The organism is Arthrobacter psychrochitiniphilus (genome assembly GCF_003185915.1).
Taxonomy (GTDB): Bacteria; Actinomycetota; Actinomycetes; order Actinomycetales; family Micrococcaceae; genus Specibacter; species Specibacter psychrochitiniphilus.
In genome coordinates, this window is record NZ_QHLZ01000004.1 from 209,879 (window position 1) to 224,788 (window position 14,910).

Annotated in this window: 14 protein-coding genes and 1 tRNA gene; 7 read left to right on the forward strand and 8 right to left on the reverse strand. The window is 61.2% G+C overall.

Annotated features, from left to right (window positions below):
• The first annotated feature begins 1 nt into the window (after nt 1).
• The 3 genes from pstA (at nt 2) to CVS29_RS08165 (ending at nt 3,140) form a co-directional block, all read left to right on the forward strand.
• Nucleotides 2-1,108 (forward strand): phosphate ABC transporter permease PstA, encoded by a 1,107-nt coding sequence (gene pstA, locus CVS29_RS08155; RefSeq protein WP_110105831.1) that lies wholly within the window; start codon nt 2-4, stop codon nt 1,106-1,108.
• A 25-nt stretch (nt 1,109-1,133) separates the two neighbouring features.
• Nucleotides 1,134-1,913, forward strand: coding sequence for a phosphate ABC transporter ATP-binding protein PstB (pstB, locus tag CVS29_RS08160; protein ID WP_110105832.1), 780 nt, complete (start codon nt 1,134-1,136; stop codon nt 1,911-1,913).
• A gap of 126 nt (nt 1,914-2,039) precedes the next feature.
• Nucleotides 2,040-3,140, forward strand: a complete 1,101-nt coding sequence (locus CVS29_RS08165; protein ID WP_110105833.1) for a hypothetical protein — start codon at nt 2,040-2,042, stop codon at nt 3,138-3,140.
• Between the two features lie 18 nt (nt 3,141-3,158).
• Here the strand turns inward: CVS29_RS08165 and CVS29_RS08170 are convergent, their stop codons facing one another.
• The 3 genes from CVS29_RS08170 to CVS29_RS08180 form a co-directional block, all read right to left on the reverse strand.
• Nucleotides 3,159-4,169 (reverse strand): inorganic phosphate transporter, encoded by a 1,011-nt coding sequence (locus CVS29_RS08170; protein WP_245932122.1) that lies wholly within the window; start codon nt 4,167-4,169, stop codon nt 3,159-3,161.
• Between the two features lie 2 nt (nt 4,170-4,171).
• Complete coding sequence (locus CVS29_RS08175) at nt 4,172-4,789, reverse strand: DUF47 domain-containing protein (RefSeq protein WP_110105835.1); 618 nt, start codon at nt 4,787-4,789, stop codon at nt 4,172-4,174.
• Nucleotides 4,790-4,995: 206 nt separating this feature from the next.
• Nucleotides 4,996-5,643 carry a hypothetical protein gene (locus CVS29_RS08180; protein ID WP_110105836.1) on the reverse strand — a complete coding sequence of 216 codons (648 nt, stop codon included), beginning with the start codon at nt 5,641-5,643 and terminating at the stop codon, nt 4,996-4,998.
• A 161-nt stretch (nt 5,644-5,804) separates the two neighbouring features.
• On the opposite strand from CVS29_RS08180, the gene CVS29_RS08185 reads away from it, so the two are divergent.
• Nucleotides 5,805-5,877, forward strand: a tRNA-Lys gene (locus CVS29_RS08185).
• A gap of 110 nt (nt 5,878-5,987) precedes the next feature.
• Here CVS29_RS08185 and CVS29_RS08190 read toward each other — a convergent pair.
• Complete coding sequence (locus CVS29_RS08190) at nt 5,988-6,623, reverse strand: cysteine hydrolase family protein (RefSeq protein ID WP_110105837.1); 636 nt, start codon at nt 6,621-6,623, stop codon at nt 5,988-5,990.
• A 102-nt stretch (nt 6,624-6,725) separates the two neighbouring features.
• On the opposite strand from CVS29_RS08190, the gene CVS29_RS08195 reads away from it, so the two are divergent.
• The 3 genes from CVS29_RS08195 to CVS29_RS08205 all read left to right on the forward strand — a co-directional run bounded on the left by CVS29_RS08195 (nt 6,726) and on the right by CVS29_RS08205 (nt 8,723).
• On the forward strand, nt 6,726-7,559 hold the full coding sequence (locus CVS29_RS08195; RefSeq protein WP_110105838.1) for a hydroxymethylpyrimidine/phosphomethylpyrimidine kinase: 834 nt from the start codon (nt 6,726-6,728) through the stop codon (nt 7,557-7,559).
• 66 nt (nt 7,560-7,625) lie between these two features.
• The gene (locus CVS29_RS08200; protein ID WP_110105839.1) at nt 7,626-7,961 is read left to right on the forward strand and encodes a GNAT family N-acetyltransferase; all 336 of its coding nucleotides are present in this window, start codon (nt 7,626-7,628) and stop codon (nt 7,959-7,961) included.
• Nucleotides 7,962-8,723 carry an SDR family NAD(P)-dependent oxidoreductase gene (locus CVS29_RS08205; protein WP_110105840.1) on the forward strand — a complete coding sequence of 254 codons (762 nt, stop codon included), beginning with the start codon at nt 7,962-7,964 and terminating at the stop codon, nt 8,721-8,723.
• A gap of 172 nt (nt 8,724-8,895) precedes the next feature.
• Here CVS29_RS08205 and CVS29_RS08210 read toward each other — a convergent pair whose 3' ends face one another.
• From CVS29_RS08210 to CVS29_RS08225, 4 genes are all read right to left on the reverse strand, one after another.
• A complete protein-coding gene (locus CVS29_RS08210; RefSeq protein ID WP_110105841.1) occupies nt 8,896-10,503 on the reverse strand; it encodes an MFS transporter in 1,608 nt (535 codons plus the stop codon).
• A gap of 179 nt (nt 10,504-10,682) precedes the next feature.
• Nucleotides 10,683-10,958, reverse strand: a complete 276-nt coding sequence (locus CVS29_RS08215) for an HPr family phosphocarrier protein (RefSeq protein ID WP_110105842.1) — start codon at nt 10,956-10,958, stop codon at nt 10,683-10,685.
• A gap of 63 nt (nt 10,959-11,021) precedes the next feature.
• Nucleotides 11,022-12,734 (reverse strand): phosphoenolpyruvate--protein phosphotransferase, encoded by a 1,713-nt coding sequence (locus CVS29_RS08220; protein WP_110105950.1) that lies wholly within the window; start codon nt 12,732-12,734, stop codon nt 11,022-11,024.
• Between the two features lie 30 nt (nt 12,735-12,764).
• Nucleotides 12,765-14,909 (reverse strand): PTS fructose transporter subunit IIABC, encoded by a 2,145-nt coding sequence (locus CVS29_RS08225; RefSeq protein WP_110105843.1) that lies wholly within the window; start codon nt 14,907-14,909, stop codon nt 12,765-12,767.
• Between the last annotated feature and the right edge of the window lies 1 nt (nt 14,910).

A 14,910-nucleotide genomic window follows, 5' to 3' on the forward strand; every position in this document is an offset into this window, starting at 1 on the left:
TATGGCCACGCTCATAACTGAACGCAAACGTTCCGCACTGACCCGCGGCCGCCTGCCCCGCTACACTCCCTGGGTGATTGCGGCCAGCGCCGTTGTTGTCTCTGCGGCTCTCCTGTCTCTTATTGGCTTCAACGTTTTTGGCTGGGCCGTGCTCTCCGCGGTGCTCTTTGCCGCAGCCAACGTCACGGCCGCCGCCATTGTTGAGGGCCGCCGCAAAGCCACTGACAAGCTGGCCAGCTCCCTCATCTACGGCGCCTTTCTCGTGGCGTTGCTGCCGCTGGTTTCGGTCATCTGGACTGTTCTGCTCAATGGGGTCCCGGGCTTGCTGACCCCCGGCTTCCTGAGTACCTCCATGAATGGTGTGACGGGCGCCGTCGACAACGCCGCCGTGGCCGATGGCACTCCGGTGCTGGGCGGTGTCTATCACGCGCTGGTGGGCTCGGTGTTGATCACCCTCTGGGCCACCATCATCTCGGTTCCGGTGGGCCTGCTAACCGCCATCTATCTCGTGGAATACAGTGCCGGAAACAAGTTTTCCAAAGTCATCACCTTCCTGGTGGACGTCATGACCGGCATCCCCTCGATTGTGGCCGGCCTGTTCGCGGCCGCCTTCTTCGCCCTGATCCTGGGGCCGGGCACCAAGACCGGGTTTGTGGCCGCAGTGGCCCTTTCCGTGCTGATGATCCCTGTGGTGGTGCGCTCCAGTGAGGAAATGCTCAAGATTGTGCCCAATGAACTGCGCGAGGCCGCCTACGCACTGGGCGTGCGCAAGTGGCGGACCATTGTCAAGGTGGTTATTCCGACGGCGATCTCAGGTATTGCCTCCGGTGTGACCTTGGCCATTGCACGGGTTATTGGCGAAACCGCACCACTGCTGGTTACTGCCGGGTTCGCCACCAGCATCAATATGAACGTTTTTGCCGGCTGGATGTCATCGCTGCCCACCTTCATTTACACGCAGATTATGACGCCCACTTCGCCCTCAAACTCTGACCCGTCCACCCAACGTGCCTGGGCTGCGGCGTTGCTGCTGATCCTGCTCGTCATGCTACTGAACCTCGGCGCCCGCTTAGTGGCGCGCCTCTTCGCGCCGAAAACCGGCCGCTAAATTCTTCTGAACGGAACCTTGAACCATGTCAAAACGTATTGATGTCAGCGATTTGAATGTCTACTACGGCGATTTCCGGGCTGTGGAGGACGTCAACATCACCCTCGACGCCAAGTCCGTCACCGCCTTCATTGGCCCCTCAGGCTGCGGCAAGTCAACCTTCCTGCGCACACTGAACCGCATGCATGAGGTTATCCCCGGCGCCCGGGTAGAGGGCAAGGTACTGCTTGACGGCGACAACCTGTACGCCGACGGTGTAGACCCCGTGACGGTGCGCAGCCAAATTGGCATGGTCTTTCAGCGCCCCAACCCGTTCCCCACCATGAGCATCCGCGATAACGTTCTGGCCGGCGTGAAGTTGAACAGCCGGCGCATGCCACGCAGCGATGCCGATGATCTCGTGGAGAAGTCGCTGCGCGGCGCCAATCTGTGGAACGAGGTCAAGGACCGGCTGGAAAAGCCCGGCTCCGGCCTGTCCGGCGGCCAGCAGCAGCGCCTGTGCATTGCCCGCGCCATCGCGGTCTCCCCGGATGTGATCTTGATGGATGAGCCCTGCTCGGCCTTGGACCCCATCTCTACACTCGCCATCGAGGACCTCATCAATGAGCTAAAAGATGAGTACACGGTGGTGATTGTCACGCACAACATGCAACAGGCCGCCCGCGTCTCTGACAAGACCGCGTTCTTCAACATTGCCGGCACCGGCAAGCCCGGCAAGTTGATTGAATTTGCCGAGACGGCCACCATCTTCAATAACCCCGCAGAGAAGTCCACTGAGGATTACGTCTCCGGCCGCTTCGGCTAACCTCCGCCACGCTGAATACCGCAAAAAATGCGCCCACCTCCCACATCTGCGCCCCGTAGACCGGGCGCAGATGTGGGAGGCGGGCGCGCTTTCCATTCTGGACACCCCGGGCGATACGCTGGAAACATGACTTCACTCCCTGCTGTCGGCGGCGCCCACCTGGTAGGGTCCATCAACCAGCCCACAGCTGCGGACACGCTGCGCATTGTGGCGGAGAACCTCGGCACGCACGCCGCACGCATCCCGGACGGCGAAGTGGGTGAGAGGTTCCACTGGATACTCTTTCAGGGCGCCAGAATCGAAGCCACCCCGGGACTGAGCCGTGTGCCGGGTGAGCCGTTCATGATTGCAGGTTTCGATCTGCGTAAAATTAGATTTGACGGCTCAGTGCCCGCCGCCGAGCTGACGTTTGGCCCGCTGGGTTATGCCGAGGCGGCGCTGGCCAGCTACCAGGATTTCAAGGCGTTGCGCGAGGCCGGCACCATCGCCGAGGGCACCCGCTTCCAGGTTGCCCTGCCGACACCGATGGCCCCGCTGAGTTCATACCTAAACGACGCGGACCAGGGCCTTGTTTACCCGGCCTACGCCGCAGCCATGGAACGTGAAATTGCTCAAATAGCTGCCGGTATCCCCGCCACGGACCTGGCCATCCAAATAGATCTGGCCGTTGAATTTAGCCACATTGAACAAGTCTGCGCGGGCGCCAATATCCCTGAGTTCTGGTACATGGACGGCGCCAACCCCACCCCGGCGCGCATCATCGATGCAGTTTCCACCATGGCCGCCGCCTTTGCCTCCGTAATCCCCGCTGATGTGCAGTTTGGCATCCACCTTTGCTACGGCGACGTTGCCGAGAAACACTTCGTTGAGCCCGCCGACGCCGCAAACCTCACTGCCGTGGCCAATGCGCTGTCCGCCAAGATCACCCGCCCCATCGAGTTTGTGCACCTGCCGGTCCCCATAGAGCGCCATGACAGCGCCTACTTTGCTCCGCTGGCCAGCCTGACCCTGCACCCCGAAACAAGGCTGTTCCTGGGCCTGGTACACCACGAAGACGGTGTTGACGGCGCGGCCAAGCGAATCGCCGCCGCCCGCCCAGCGCTGGCCGGTGCAGGCTTGGAGTCCTTTGGCATCGCCACAGAGTGTGGTTTTGGTCGCGGCCCGGCCGAACGCACGGCCCCCCTGCTGCGCTTGCACGCAGAGATCATCGAAGCAGCCAACGCCTGATCCAGCTGGCGGCTAAGCCTAGGCAAGCGGGGACAGTGCCAGGAAGAACAAGGCGCCGAGCATAACGCAGACAACGGGTGTGGCGATCCACGCCAGCGCAATTTTGAGCAGTACCCGCCCGTTGGTTGCGGAGAAACGCTGATTGGCTCCGGCGCCCACAATAGCGGCAGTGACAGTGTGCGTTGTTGACAGCGGCATGTGCAGACCAATGGCACCAACGAACAAAAGCCCGGCTCCCAGCATCTGGGCCACGGAACCGCGCATGGGATCTACCCGCACTAGCCGGTGGCCCAAAGTGTAGGAGATTCGCCAGCCACCAAACAAGGTGCCCAAGGCGAGCAGTGCCGCAGTGAACACCACCACCCACACGGGTATTTCCCCAGCACCAATGGACCCGGCCGCCACTAGCGCGAACAGGACAACCGCCGTGGTCCGCTGGCCATCTTGGAGACCATGACCAAAAGCCACGGCGGCGCCAGCTACTGACTGCAATTGCCGGGCACGCCGGTTGACCCGGTTCGGAGCCGTATTCCGCGCCGCCCAGGAGGAAGGGTAAACCGCGGCGAAACCCAGCACAAACGCCACCAGCGGGGAAATCAACAGTGGCAGCAGCACCAGCGTGAACATGGTGGCATTGATGCCGTCCACGGGTGCGTAACCAATGACCGCCGAGCCCAGCGACGCGCCGCCCAGGGAGCTGATGAGGGCATGTGTGGACGAGGAAGGGAAGCCGCGCCACCAGAGATAAATACCCCACAAGCAAGAGGAAATGAGGGCGGCCAGCAGCAGAATCAGCCCGATGCGTCCAGTGGGAACCATGAAAATTTTGTCCGCAAAGGCTGCCGTCAAAGCTACACTGGCCACGGCGCCGAGGCAGTTGAACAGGCTGGCCAAAAGCACCGCAATGCTGGGTGTCAGGGCGCGGGTGCGCACGGAAAGTGCGACGGCGGCGGAGGCATCGCGGAAACCGTTCAGGAAGGCGAAAGTTGCGGCCGTGACGATCACGGCTCCGAGGAGGAACGCTATCAAGGTCAGGATTCCTTGACGATAATGCTGCCCACCTGTGTGGCCACCGTGCGCAATTGACGGCTGGCTGCTGCGAATTGATTGGACAGGCTGCTGTACTTTGTAAATATGGTGGGGCTGTGGGCTTCCAGCAATTCTGCAACAACCACTCTGTGCGTGTGATCGGCCCGCTTGGACAGGCGCAGCACCTCCAGCCAGTAATCCTCTAGGCCGTCCAGATCATTGAGCGATTTCATGGCCGTCGCCGTGAGTTCTGCTTGGCGGGAGAGAATTTCCAATTGGTCGCTAATGCGTGTGGGAATGCGGTCCAGGACGTAGAGTTCAACCACTTCGCCGGCGCCCGTGAGGATCTCACTGGTTTCATTCAATAGCTGGCCCAGGATGTACAGGTCCTCGCGGGGCAGCGGGTTGATGAAACTGGTGCGCATATTTGTCAGGAGCGTGGCGAAGTTGGCGGTTGATTCCGCCTCTTGTTTACGCAGCGTTTCCGCCAAGGGGGTGAAATCTGCCCGGCCGGCACCCAGTAGCTCGGCCAGGGTTTGTGTGCCGGATAAAATATGCTCTGACATGCGGGTCAGGGCCTGCAGCCCTGCAGTCTCTTGGGGGAAAAGTCGAAACTTCACGGCAAGACCTTTGTTCTTAGCGGATTCGCACGGATTATCCCGGTAGCATCAGGGCAAAAAAGTGGTGCCGAACCGGGAGCGCCTCTCGGCACTAGGCCGCTCTAGGCGGCTATAAAATGGAGCCCGGGGGTTCCACGGTTCGGCACCACTTTCAGTCTTATACGTCTGGGCTCGAGTGTCAACTGGAGGCCCATGCGTGAGACTGATTAGTCGAGTTCGCCTTTCCTCCATGACTTGGCTGCGCTCTCTAAATCTTCGGCCGTGCGCACCAGTTGGCGGGCTTTTTTCGTCAAGGCAGTGGCGTGTTCGGGGTGAGCAACTCCACGTTCTACAGCCAAGGTGGCTTGACCTAACGCCACTACACGGCAAAACGCGGCGGAGCGGTCCAGGGCAATGTCAAAATCTCCGTCAAAGGCGCCGGAGAGGATAGCGTTTGCCATGGCGGTGATTTCTTCCGCGCCGGGCGGCTCAGCGACTCCGGCGACGGCGTTGGCTACTTGGGCTTTTTGCTGGCCTGCACGGAAAAACACGCTAATGCCTTCAGGATCGTGCAATGTTGCTGCGCGCAGGGCGTAGAGACGCCAGAGTGCGCCGGGGAGTGAGCGGGCGGGGCTTGCCGCCCACATTTCTGCGATGGCCTCAAGCCCCTGCTTATCTGCAAGTTTGACAAGACGCTTGGTTATCTCTGGATCGTTACTTTCACGGCCGCCGCGGACCAGTGCGCGGGCGGCAAGGTGGGCGGCCTCGGAGACACGAGCCGGATCGATGCCGCCAGCGTGGTTCTCAAAGTCCGCAGGTGAGAACGGCACTGGTTTGTGCGGGCGGGGTGCGTTGGAAACTGGTCGATCATTCATGACACGACACTACCCCTGCCACCGGGCCGGGTCGAGAGAACGGGCCGGGCGCAAACAACATTCCGTGGCTCGATTGCATTCTGGTGCATGCTGTGCGGTAGTCTAATATGCGTCAACTTTTGCAGCAGTGGATTCATTGTTGTGAGGGCGACGTTTAGGTCGGGCCTTTAGCTCAGTTGGTAGAGCATCGGACTTTTAATCCGTGGGTCGCGGGTTCGAGCCCCGCAGGGCCCACCGACTTTTCAGCAGCCCGGAATCATGAAACATGGTTCCGGGCTGCTGCTTTTTCTTCACCGAAGTTCAGCGAAAAAGCGCAAAAGCGAAAACGGGGAATGAAACGACGGTCAGTAGCCGCGTGAGGAATCCTCCAGCGTTGCGGCCGTGTCCAAGGCAGCAATGAACTCGTCGGTGGTGGTTGGTGTGGAGAACATGGGGTAGTTGAACTGGACTGAACTCTCGCCCTCCTGAACGCTTGTGGCGGCCACAGCGTCCGTCAGGGTGATGACGTTGTAGCCGCGTTCGTAAGCGGTGCGCATGGTTGACTCCACACAGCAGTTGGTCAGAAAACCTGCCAGCACCACAGTCTTGATGCCTTTGGAACGCAGAATGAAGTCAAGGTTGGTGCTGCCAAAAGCGTCCAGACCGCGCTTACCTTCAATCACAATGTCTGATTCGAGCGGTGCAAAACGCTCCATGATTTCGGCGCCCCAAGCACCTTTCACAAACGCTGTGGCATCAACTACGCCCTTGAGAATTCCATAGGGATGTTTGGAGATTTCGTTGTAGCCGGGGGCGAAGCTGATGGGGGAGTGGATCACGGTGGTTCCGGCCTCCCGTGCAGCCGCCAACACTTTCTCTGCATTGTCCAAGGTGTTGTTGGCTGCCATGGAATCCTTCACGGCCTCATGCAAGACACCGCCTTCTGAGGTGAAATCATTTTGAAACTCAATAAAAACTACGGCTGTTGATTCCTTATCCAAGGCAATCTCCTAGAGGTTGGCACAAAAAATCTCATGGCAACGCTGAATCTACCTGCGGCCCGGCAACATTGGTAGGGCAACGCGAAGTGGCAAGATAGTTCCATGACACATAACGCCCCTGCGCTTGCCCTGACCATTGCCGGATCCGAAGCAACCGGCGGCGCCGGTGCCCAGGCTGACCTGAAAACGTTCCAAGAGCTGGGCGTTTTCGGCATTGTCAACCTGACGTGCATTGTCTCCTTTGACCCGAAGGACAACTGGAACCACCGCTTTGTTCCGGTGGAGCAGCAAGTCATTGCGGACCAGTTGGAAGCTACCTTGGCTGCCTACGGCGCAAACTCGGGAGCCCCCACCACCTTGGACACCGTCAAGCTCGGCATGATGGGTAGCCCCGCCACCATCAGCACCGTGGAAACCGCGCTCAAAGCGGCCGCTTTCAAGAACGTGGTGCTGGACCCAGTACTGATCTGCAAGGGCCAGGAACCGGGTCATGCGCTGGACACCGATCAGGCGCTCAAGGCTCAGCTTCTGCCGCTGGCAACCTTTGTCACACCTAACCACTTCGAAGCCGAGTCACTCTCGGGCATGAGCATTAATAACGTTGAGGACCTGAAGGAAGCCGCCCGCAAAATCCATGCCATCAGCGGTGCAGCAGTCCTCGCCAAGGGTGGGGTGCGGCTGGAGGGGGAAGACGCCGTGGACGTTTTCTTTGATGGGCAGACCATGGAAGTCCTCACCGCGCCGAAAGTTGGTGAGGTGGCAGTTTCCGGCGCCGGATGTTCACTGGCCGCAGCCGTGACGGCGGAATTGGCAAAGGGTGCCACCCCGCTGGAAGCGGCCCGCACAGCCAAGGCATTTGTCACTGAGGGCATCAAAAACCGGGTGGTTTCGGGTGCCCCGTTCACCGCTCTGTGGCAGGGCAGCATGTGCGCCTAACATGTGGGGCGAGCCGGGGATCGCTGCACTGTTGCCAGCGCCAGCACAGTGTGCCAAGCTCACATTATGAGCGTGAACGAAGCCTTGGAAGCAGACCCCTTCGATGCCACAGTGCGCCTGGTGCGCAACGATGCCCGGCTCCGGTATGAGCTCTATGCGGGGCAGGAACTGGCCGTGATCATCACGTTCGAGGAGCTGCCAGGGCACATTGATCTGATCCACACCGTGGGCCAGCCCGGCTTTGAGGGCCGCGGACTGGCGAAGGTGCTGGCCCGCTACGCGCTGGATGACGTGGTGGCGTCCGGCAAACGGATCATCCCGCACTGCAGCTACGTGGTCAGGTTTTTAGAAAAACATCCCGAACCGTATCTGCAGTACACAGATTTCCCCGAGGCAGCGTAGATGGGCCGCCCCGTGGCGCTGATTACCGGCGCCACCTCCGGTCTGGGGGCCGAATTCGCCCAGCAGCTTGGCCGGGCACAGCATGATTTGGTGCTGGTGGGCCGTGATGTGGACCGGCTCGAGGTCAAAGCTGTGCGCCTGCGCAATGACTTTGGCATTGACGTTGATGTTTTGCCTGCGGACCTCATAACGGACGACGGCGTGGCCACCGTCGCTGCCCGGCTGGCGGACCCTGCCGTTCCCGTCTCGGTGCTGGTGAACAACGCCGGATTCAGTCTGGTCAAGGCCTTTGAGAAGAACACGGTGCAGGATGAAGCCGAACACCTGCGCATTCTGGCCCAGACTCCCATGGAACTCACTCACGCCGTGCTGCCGGGGATGCTGGAACGCGGCAACGGCCGCATCATTAATGTTTCAAGCGTCTCCGCCTTCATTCCACGCGGAACGTACGGAGCGGCCAAGGCGTGGGGCTTAAGCTTTAGCCGGTTCGCCAACCTTAGGTACAGCCCGCGTGGGGTGAAAGTTACGGCCATCTGCCCGGGTTTTGTGCACACCGAATTCCACGAGCGCATGGGTGCGGACATGGGCGGCGTGAAGCCATGGATGTGGCTTGAGGTCGGTCAAGTGGTGCGCGAAGGCCTGGCAGCTAACGCGGCGGGCAAAGCCGTGTCCATCCCGTCGCGGCGCTACCGGGTGCTCATGGGGTTGGCGAAACTAGTCCCGGATGGGTTAGCCGCTGCGGCTGGCAACCGGGGCAGGTGAAATTTCACCCGCCCTCGAGACGTTGGCACGCTCTCGACGCAGCAGGAGGACGTGGGTGGGCCCACGCGTCTGAGGGGCCCCGGCTGAGGGACGAGGCTAGGGGAGGACGTGGGTGGGCCCACGCGTCTGAGGGGCCCCGGCTGAGGGACGAGGCTAGGGGAGGACGTGGGGACTATGCGTCCACAGCTTCCGGCCTACCCACGGTAACGGGGATACCTGTACCTGGAGTTGGCGGCTCGTAGGAGTCGTCAAAGGGCAGGTAGTCCATGTCCAGCAGCGGATTTTCATCCTGCGTGGCCACAAGTTCGTGAGCCTCTTCTAGAGTTGCCACACTCGGCATGGAGCCGGGCAGTGGTTTCTGGGCCGATTCTCGCAAGAAGTAAATGGCCACCGCGCCGATGGCCGAGGTCAGAATCAGATAATACGCGGGCATCATGTCGTTGCCTGTGAGTTTGATCAAACCCTTCATGATGAAAGGGGCCGTACCGCCAAAGATCGCCACCGCAAAGTTGTAGGAAATCCCCATGCCTCCGTATCTACTGGACGTGGGGAAGAGTGCTGGCAGTGCGGAGGCCAGATTTGAGACGTAGAACGTCACTGGGAAGGCGATCAGTGCCAAGCCGAGCAGCGTGGTCCACACGGGCCCAACGGCGATGAGCATGAAGGCTGGCACGGCCAGCACCACGGTGCTCAGTGCACCAACCCAGAGAATGGGCCGGCGCCCCACCTTGTCAGAGAGGCGGCCCGTTAGGGGTATGCACACCGCCATGGCAACAAGAATGGGAATGGTCAGAATTGTTCCGTGCACGGGATCGTAACCCATTGAGTCACTTAGGTACGTGGGCATATAGGAGGTCAACGCATAGCCCGCCGTGTTCGCCGCGGCCACGAGAACCATGGCGAGAACGATCTGACGCCAGTAGACCTTGACAAGGCGGACGGGCCCGCCGGAAGCGTCCTCGTCTGCTGCTGCGGCAGACTTGGAATTGGCCTCATTGGCATCCAACGTTGCCTGGAATTGGGGGGATTCCTCAATTTTCATCCGGAAGTAGACGGCAATTAAGCCCAGCGGTCCCGCAATCAGGAACGGAATACGCCAGCCCCATTGCTCCATGGCTTCTTGCCCCAGTGTCAGCTGCATTACCGACACCAGTGCGGCACCGATGGCGAACCCCATATAGCTGCCCAGGTCCAAGATGCTGGCGAAGAAGCCGCGGCGTTTATCTGGGGCGTATTCACTGACAAAGGTGGTTGCGCCAGCATACTCACCGCCAGTGGAAAAGCCCTGGATCAGCTTGACCACCACAAGAAGCACGGCTGCCCATATGCCAATTTGGCTATATCCGGGCAGTAGTCCCACGGCGAAGGTGGAGGCGGCCATGACAATCAAGGTTGCTGCGAGCACCTTCTGGCGACCCACTTTGTCACCTAGCCAGCCAAACACCACGCCACCGAGTGGACGGGCCAAGAATGTGGCCGCAAAAGTTCCTAGGAGAAAGAGTGTCTGGACGTCTTTGTCGGCAGTTGGGAGGAAGACGGGGCCCATGGTCCCGATCAGGTAGCCGAAGACACCAACGTCATACCATTCCATGGTGTTGCCCACCACAGTGCCACTGAGTGCTTTTTTCAGCATGGGCCCGTTGACAATATTGACGTCACCCACGCCTAGACGGCGCTTTTTTAATGTGGGCAGGCGAGCCTTTTTTGCTCGAACCTGCGATGGGCCTGCGGTGTCCTTGACACCTGTTTCCGGTTGAATCGTGCTTGGGTCTATGGGCATTTGCTCATCCCCTTAAGGAGGCTGGTTGCTTGCGACTTACGTTTGTTTCTTTTCGGACAGACCATCAATTCTAGCAGATACGGCATTTTGACCCTCAGAAAGGGGTCTTATCAACACCGTGAAAGCCCCACCAAAAGCGGCCAAATAGCGAGATTTTGGCAGGGCTTTAGGATCGGGGATCAGGCGTCGTGGTTGGTCTCAAGGATGCGAACCAAGGCGTCCAAAGCCTCGCCGGCGGAGTCATCATCGGTGCGCAGCACCACCACTTCCCCGTGCTCCACACCGAGGCTCATGAGCGCGAGCATGCTGTCTGCGCCCACGGCATCTTCTGCGGGTTCGCCCACACGCGCAATGCTCACTTCTGCCTCCAGTTCACCGGCGGCGTCGGCGAAGATCGATGCCGGGCGGGCGTGCAGTCCAACGGTGCTGGCGATAGTGGCGGTGCGTTCAATCATGGTGTGCTCCAGGTCTTGAGTTGGGAATGTTTAAAGTGCGGGGCGGGTGTGCCCCGCAAACGGTTAGAGTCCGAGGTCTGCCAGTGCGGGCAGCCCTGCCCGCACCAGTTCACGGGCTGCGGCTGCGGAGGGTGCGCCAACAGCCCGCTGGGCCAGCACCTGAGCCTGCGCCAAGGTCACTGTGCGCAGTACGGCGGCCACGGCTGGCAGCGCCCGCGGCGTCATGGACAGTGTGCTGACACCCAAGCCGGCAAGCACCACGGCGAGGGCCGGATCAGCGGCTGCCTCACCACATACTCCCACCGGCTTGGGCAGGGAAGTTTCCAGCGACGCCGAGTGCTTGGCTTGGGCGATGGCGCCCTCGACGGTGGCTTGGACCAGGGCCAGTACCGCCGGCTGCCAAGGGTCATTCAGGGTGGCGAGCGGACCCAGCTGCCTATCAGCGGCCATGGCGTATTGGGTGAGGTCGTTGGTGCCCAGGCTGGCAAATTCCACCTGGTCCAGAATGTGCCGGGCGGTCAGTGCGGCGGAGGGGACCTCCACCATGACGCCCGGAACGCGCAACCCTGCTGCAGTGCACAACGCAGCAAAGTCGGCTGCCTCGGAAGCGGTGGAGATCATGGGGGCCATGACCCACACCTGGGCTTCCGTTGTGGCGGCGGCCGCGGCGATGGCCGCCAACTGCCGGGCTAGTACGCCGGGGGTGGTCAGATCGGTGCGGTAGCCGCGCACTCCTAATGCCGGGTTGGGCTCGGTGGAATCGGTCAGGAAGGGCAGCGGCTTATCTGCCCCTGCGTCCAAAGTGCGGACAACAACTTTCTTGCCCGGGAAGGCCTCAAAGACGCCTTGGTATGCGGCCACCTGATCCTCGTGGCTGGGCTCGGTGCTGTTGCCAAGAAAACAAAATTCGGTGCGCAATAGTCCCACGCCTTGGGCGTTAGCCATGGCGGCTTCTTGAGCGTCCTTGGCCCCGCCAACATTGGCTAGGAGGGGCAATAAGGTGCCGTCGGCGAGCTGACCAGTACCGTCAAAGGTAGTCAGCAGGGAGGACTGTTCTTCCCATGCTGACACTGCGGAACGTTCTGCAGCTCCTGGTTCGGTGCGAACCACTCCGGCCGCCCCGTCAACGAACACCAGCTCCCCGTCGGTGAGAGCCGAGATTCCGGCGGCTGCCACAACCGCTGGAAGCCCCAGGCTGCGGGCAATGATGGCCGTGTGTGACTGCGGACCGCCGCCCGCCGTCACTAGTGCAATGACCTTTGTGGGGTCAAGCGTGGCAGTGTCGGCAGGGGCCAGATCCTCGGCCACCAGGATGAACGGTTCGGCCGCGTCCGGGATCTCAGGGGCGGGCACCCCACGCAGGACAGCCACAATGCGTGAGCGGACGTCAAGGACATCGTGTGAACGCTCCGCCATCATACCGCCCAAATTCCGCAGCATTTGGGCCACTGTTTCACCGGCCTCCCACACCGCCCGTTCGGGTGAGGTGCCGGCATTGACCAACTTGATGGCTGCCTTGATCAGCATGGGATCCGTGGCCATGAGTGCCGTGGCCTCGAGAACCTCCTTGCCAGCACCTTCAGCCCGGGCGGCACGCTCCAAAAACGTGACCTTAACGCTTGTCCCGGCGGCCTTGATGGTGGCAGCGGCAGTCTCGGGCGGCGTCGAACTTGCCAACTTTTCACCAGCGGGAGGTTCGGCTAGAGCGGGCGGCATATGCCGGATAGGGGCAATTACGCGGCCCCGAAAGACGCCGACTCCAACAAAGTTTTGCACGGTTTCTCCTTTGACAATCATGGCCAGGACCTAGGCGGCCTGGTGAACAGGCGCGGCTGTTGCAAGGGTATCAACGGGGGTGCGCACGGCCCAGCGTTTCAGTGCCACCACAGCCAGCGCGGCAATCACGGTGCCTACAGCGATGGACAGGGCGAACATGGCCACGTTGCCGATCGCGAAGAACACGAAGAATCCGCCGTGCGGGGCTTGCGAGGTGACGTGGAAGGCCATGGTCAGGGCACCTGTCACGGCGCCGCCGAGCATGGAGGCCGGGATGACGCGCAGGGGATCGGCGGCCGCGAACGGGATGGCGCCTTCGGAGATGAAGGAGGCCCCCAGCAGCCAAGCGGCCTTGCCGTTTTCACGCTCGGCGAGCGAGAAACGCTTCTTATCCAGCACGGTAGCCAAGGCCATAGCTAGTGGCGGAACCATGCCGGCAGCCATTACGGTGGCCATGATTTCCCACGGGGCCTGGTTGGCGATGGTGCCGGCGCCTAGCCCTGCAACAGCGAAGGCGTATGCAACCTTGTTGACCGGCCCGCCCAAATCGAAGCACATCATCAGGCCCAAGATAATACCGAGCACCACGGCGGATGCCCCGGACATTCCGGTCAACCAGTTGTTCAGCCCAACAGTGAGTGCTGCGATGGGTGCGCCGAGGAACAATAGCATGGCACCGGAGGCGAGGATGGAGCCCAAGAGAGGAATGATGACAACGGGCATGAGTCCACGCAGCCAGCGAGGAACCTTCCAGCTGCCAATCCAGTAGGCGGCAAGGCCGGCCAGGATGCCTCCCACCAGGCCTCCGAGGAAGCCTGCACCCATGAAGACGGCTACGGAGCCGGCGGTGAAACCGGGGGCGATGCCTGGGCGGTCGGCGATGCCAAAGGCAATGTAACCAGCCAGCGCTGGGACCAGGAAGGCCATCGAGAGGCTACCAATTTTGAATGCTACGGCGCCCAGATAGGCCCCGAGCGGGCCCAAGGCCTTGATAGGTATATCCGTGGGCAAATTGGTCAGGCTGTTGCTGGTGAGGATCTTGTCCGCGACCTCTGTAATTTGGAAGCCTCCCAACAGGAAGCCCAGCGCAATCAGCAAACCGCCGCCGGCCACAAACGGGATCATGTAGCTGACACCGGTTAGCAGTACCTTCTTGACCTTGGCGCCAAGACTTTCACCGGATGACTGTGCTTTCTGATCCGCGGTTTCCTCTGCGCCGAAGTGCGGGACCCTGTGTGCGTTGGGGTTATCCGCCGCTGCAATTGCCTCCCGGATCATTTTGGCTGGCTCGTCAATCCCGCGTTTGACGGGCGAGCTCACCAGCGGTTTGCCAGCAAAACGTTCCTTGCCGCGCACATCCACATCCACGGCAAAAATGACGGCGTCCGCTGCGGCAATGACCGCAGGATCCAACGGTGTCACAGCTCCGGAACCCTGCGTCTCAACCTGGAAGTCAACGCCTGCTTCTTGCGCGGCCTGCACGAGCGAATCGGCGGCCATGTAGGTGTGTGCGATCCCCGTAGGGCACGCCGTCACGGCAACAATCCGTTTCCTGCGGGCGGGCTCAGCCGCACCGCCACCGGTCGCGGTGGAGCCGGGAATGGGGGGCCGGGTGTGGTCGGGCACCGCGGAGCGGGCTGGACCCCCATTGCCGGTGGAGCCGGGACCCGAGGCCGCGGCGCTCATTTCCGCAGGAGCCAGTGTTGATGCGGCCGGCTTTGGCTTATCTTTTAGGGCGTCCGCCACGAGGGCCACGATCTCAGCCGGGGTTGCTGCTGCGCGCAGGGCTGCAGTGAAGTCCTTTTTGATCAGGGAACGGGCCAGTTTGGAGAGCAGCTTGAGGTGTTCGTTATCGGCGCCTGCGGGGGCGGCAATGAAGAAGATGATGTCTGCGGGGCCGTCTTTGGCGCCGAAGTCCACGGCCGGGTTGAGGCGGGCCATGGCGAGGGTGGGTTCCAGGACCGCTGCGGAACGGCAGTGCGGGATGGCAATACCGCCGGGGACCCCTGTGGCTGTTTTTTTTTCGCGGGCTAAGGCGTCTGCGAAGAGTCCTTCCACCTCGGCGGCCCTGCCGTTTTTGGTGATGAGTTCGGCCAAGTGGCGGATCACCGAGGTGGTGTCTGTTCCGAGGTTGGTATCAAGAAGGACCAGATCATCGTTGATAAGGGTTGTCATG

Excerpts from the sequence above, each read along its gene's own strand:
- CVS29_RS08165 (WP_110105833.1), top strand. The coding sequence starts at position 2,040 with ATGACTTCACTCCCTGCTGTCGGCGGCGCCCACCTGGTAGGGTCCATC.
- pstB (WP_110105832.1), top strand. The coding sequence starts at position 1,134 with ATGTCAAAACGTATTGATGTCAGCGATTTGAATGTCTACTACGGCGAT.
- CVS29_RS08180 (WP_110105836.1), bottom strand. The coding sequence starts at position 5,643 with ATGAATGATCGACCAGTTTCCAACGCACCCCGCCCGCACAAACCAGTG.
- CVS29_RS08195 (WP_110105838.1), top strand. The coding sequence starts at position 6,726 with ATGACACATAACGCCCCTGCGCTTGCCCTGACCATTGCCGGATCCGAA.
- CVS29_RS08200 (WP_110105839.1), top strand. The coding sequence starts at position 7,626 with ATGAGCGTGAACGAAGCCTTGGAAGCAGACCCCTTCGATGCCACAGTG.
- CVS29_RS08210 (WP_110105841.1), bottom strand. The coding sequence starts at position 10,503 with ATGCCCATAGACCCAAGCACGATTCAACCGGAAACAGGTGTCAAGGAC.
- CVS29_RS08215 (WP_110105842.1), bottom strand. The coding sequence starts at position 10,958 with ATGATTGAACGCACCGCCACTATCGCCAGCACCGTTGGACTGCACGCC.
- CVS29_RS08205 (WP_110105840.1), top strand. The coding sequence starts at position 7,962 with ATGGGCCGCCCCGTGGCGCTGATTACCGGCGCCACCTCCGGTCTGGGG.
- pstA (WP_110105831.1), top strand. The coding sequence starts at position 2 with ATGGCCACGCTCATAACTGAACGCAAACGTTCCGCACTGACCCGCGGC.
- CVS29_RS08225 (WP_110105843.1), bottom strand. The coding sequence starts at position 14,909 with ATGACAACCCTTATCAACGATGATCTGGTCCTTCTTGATACCAACCTC.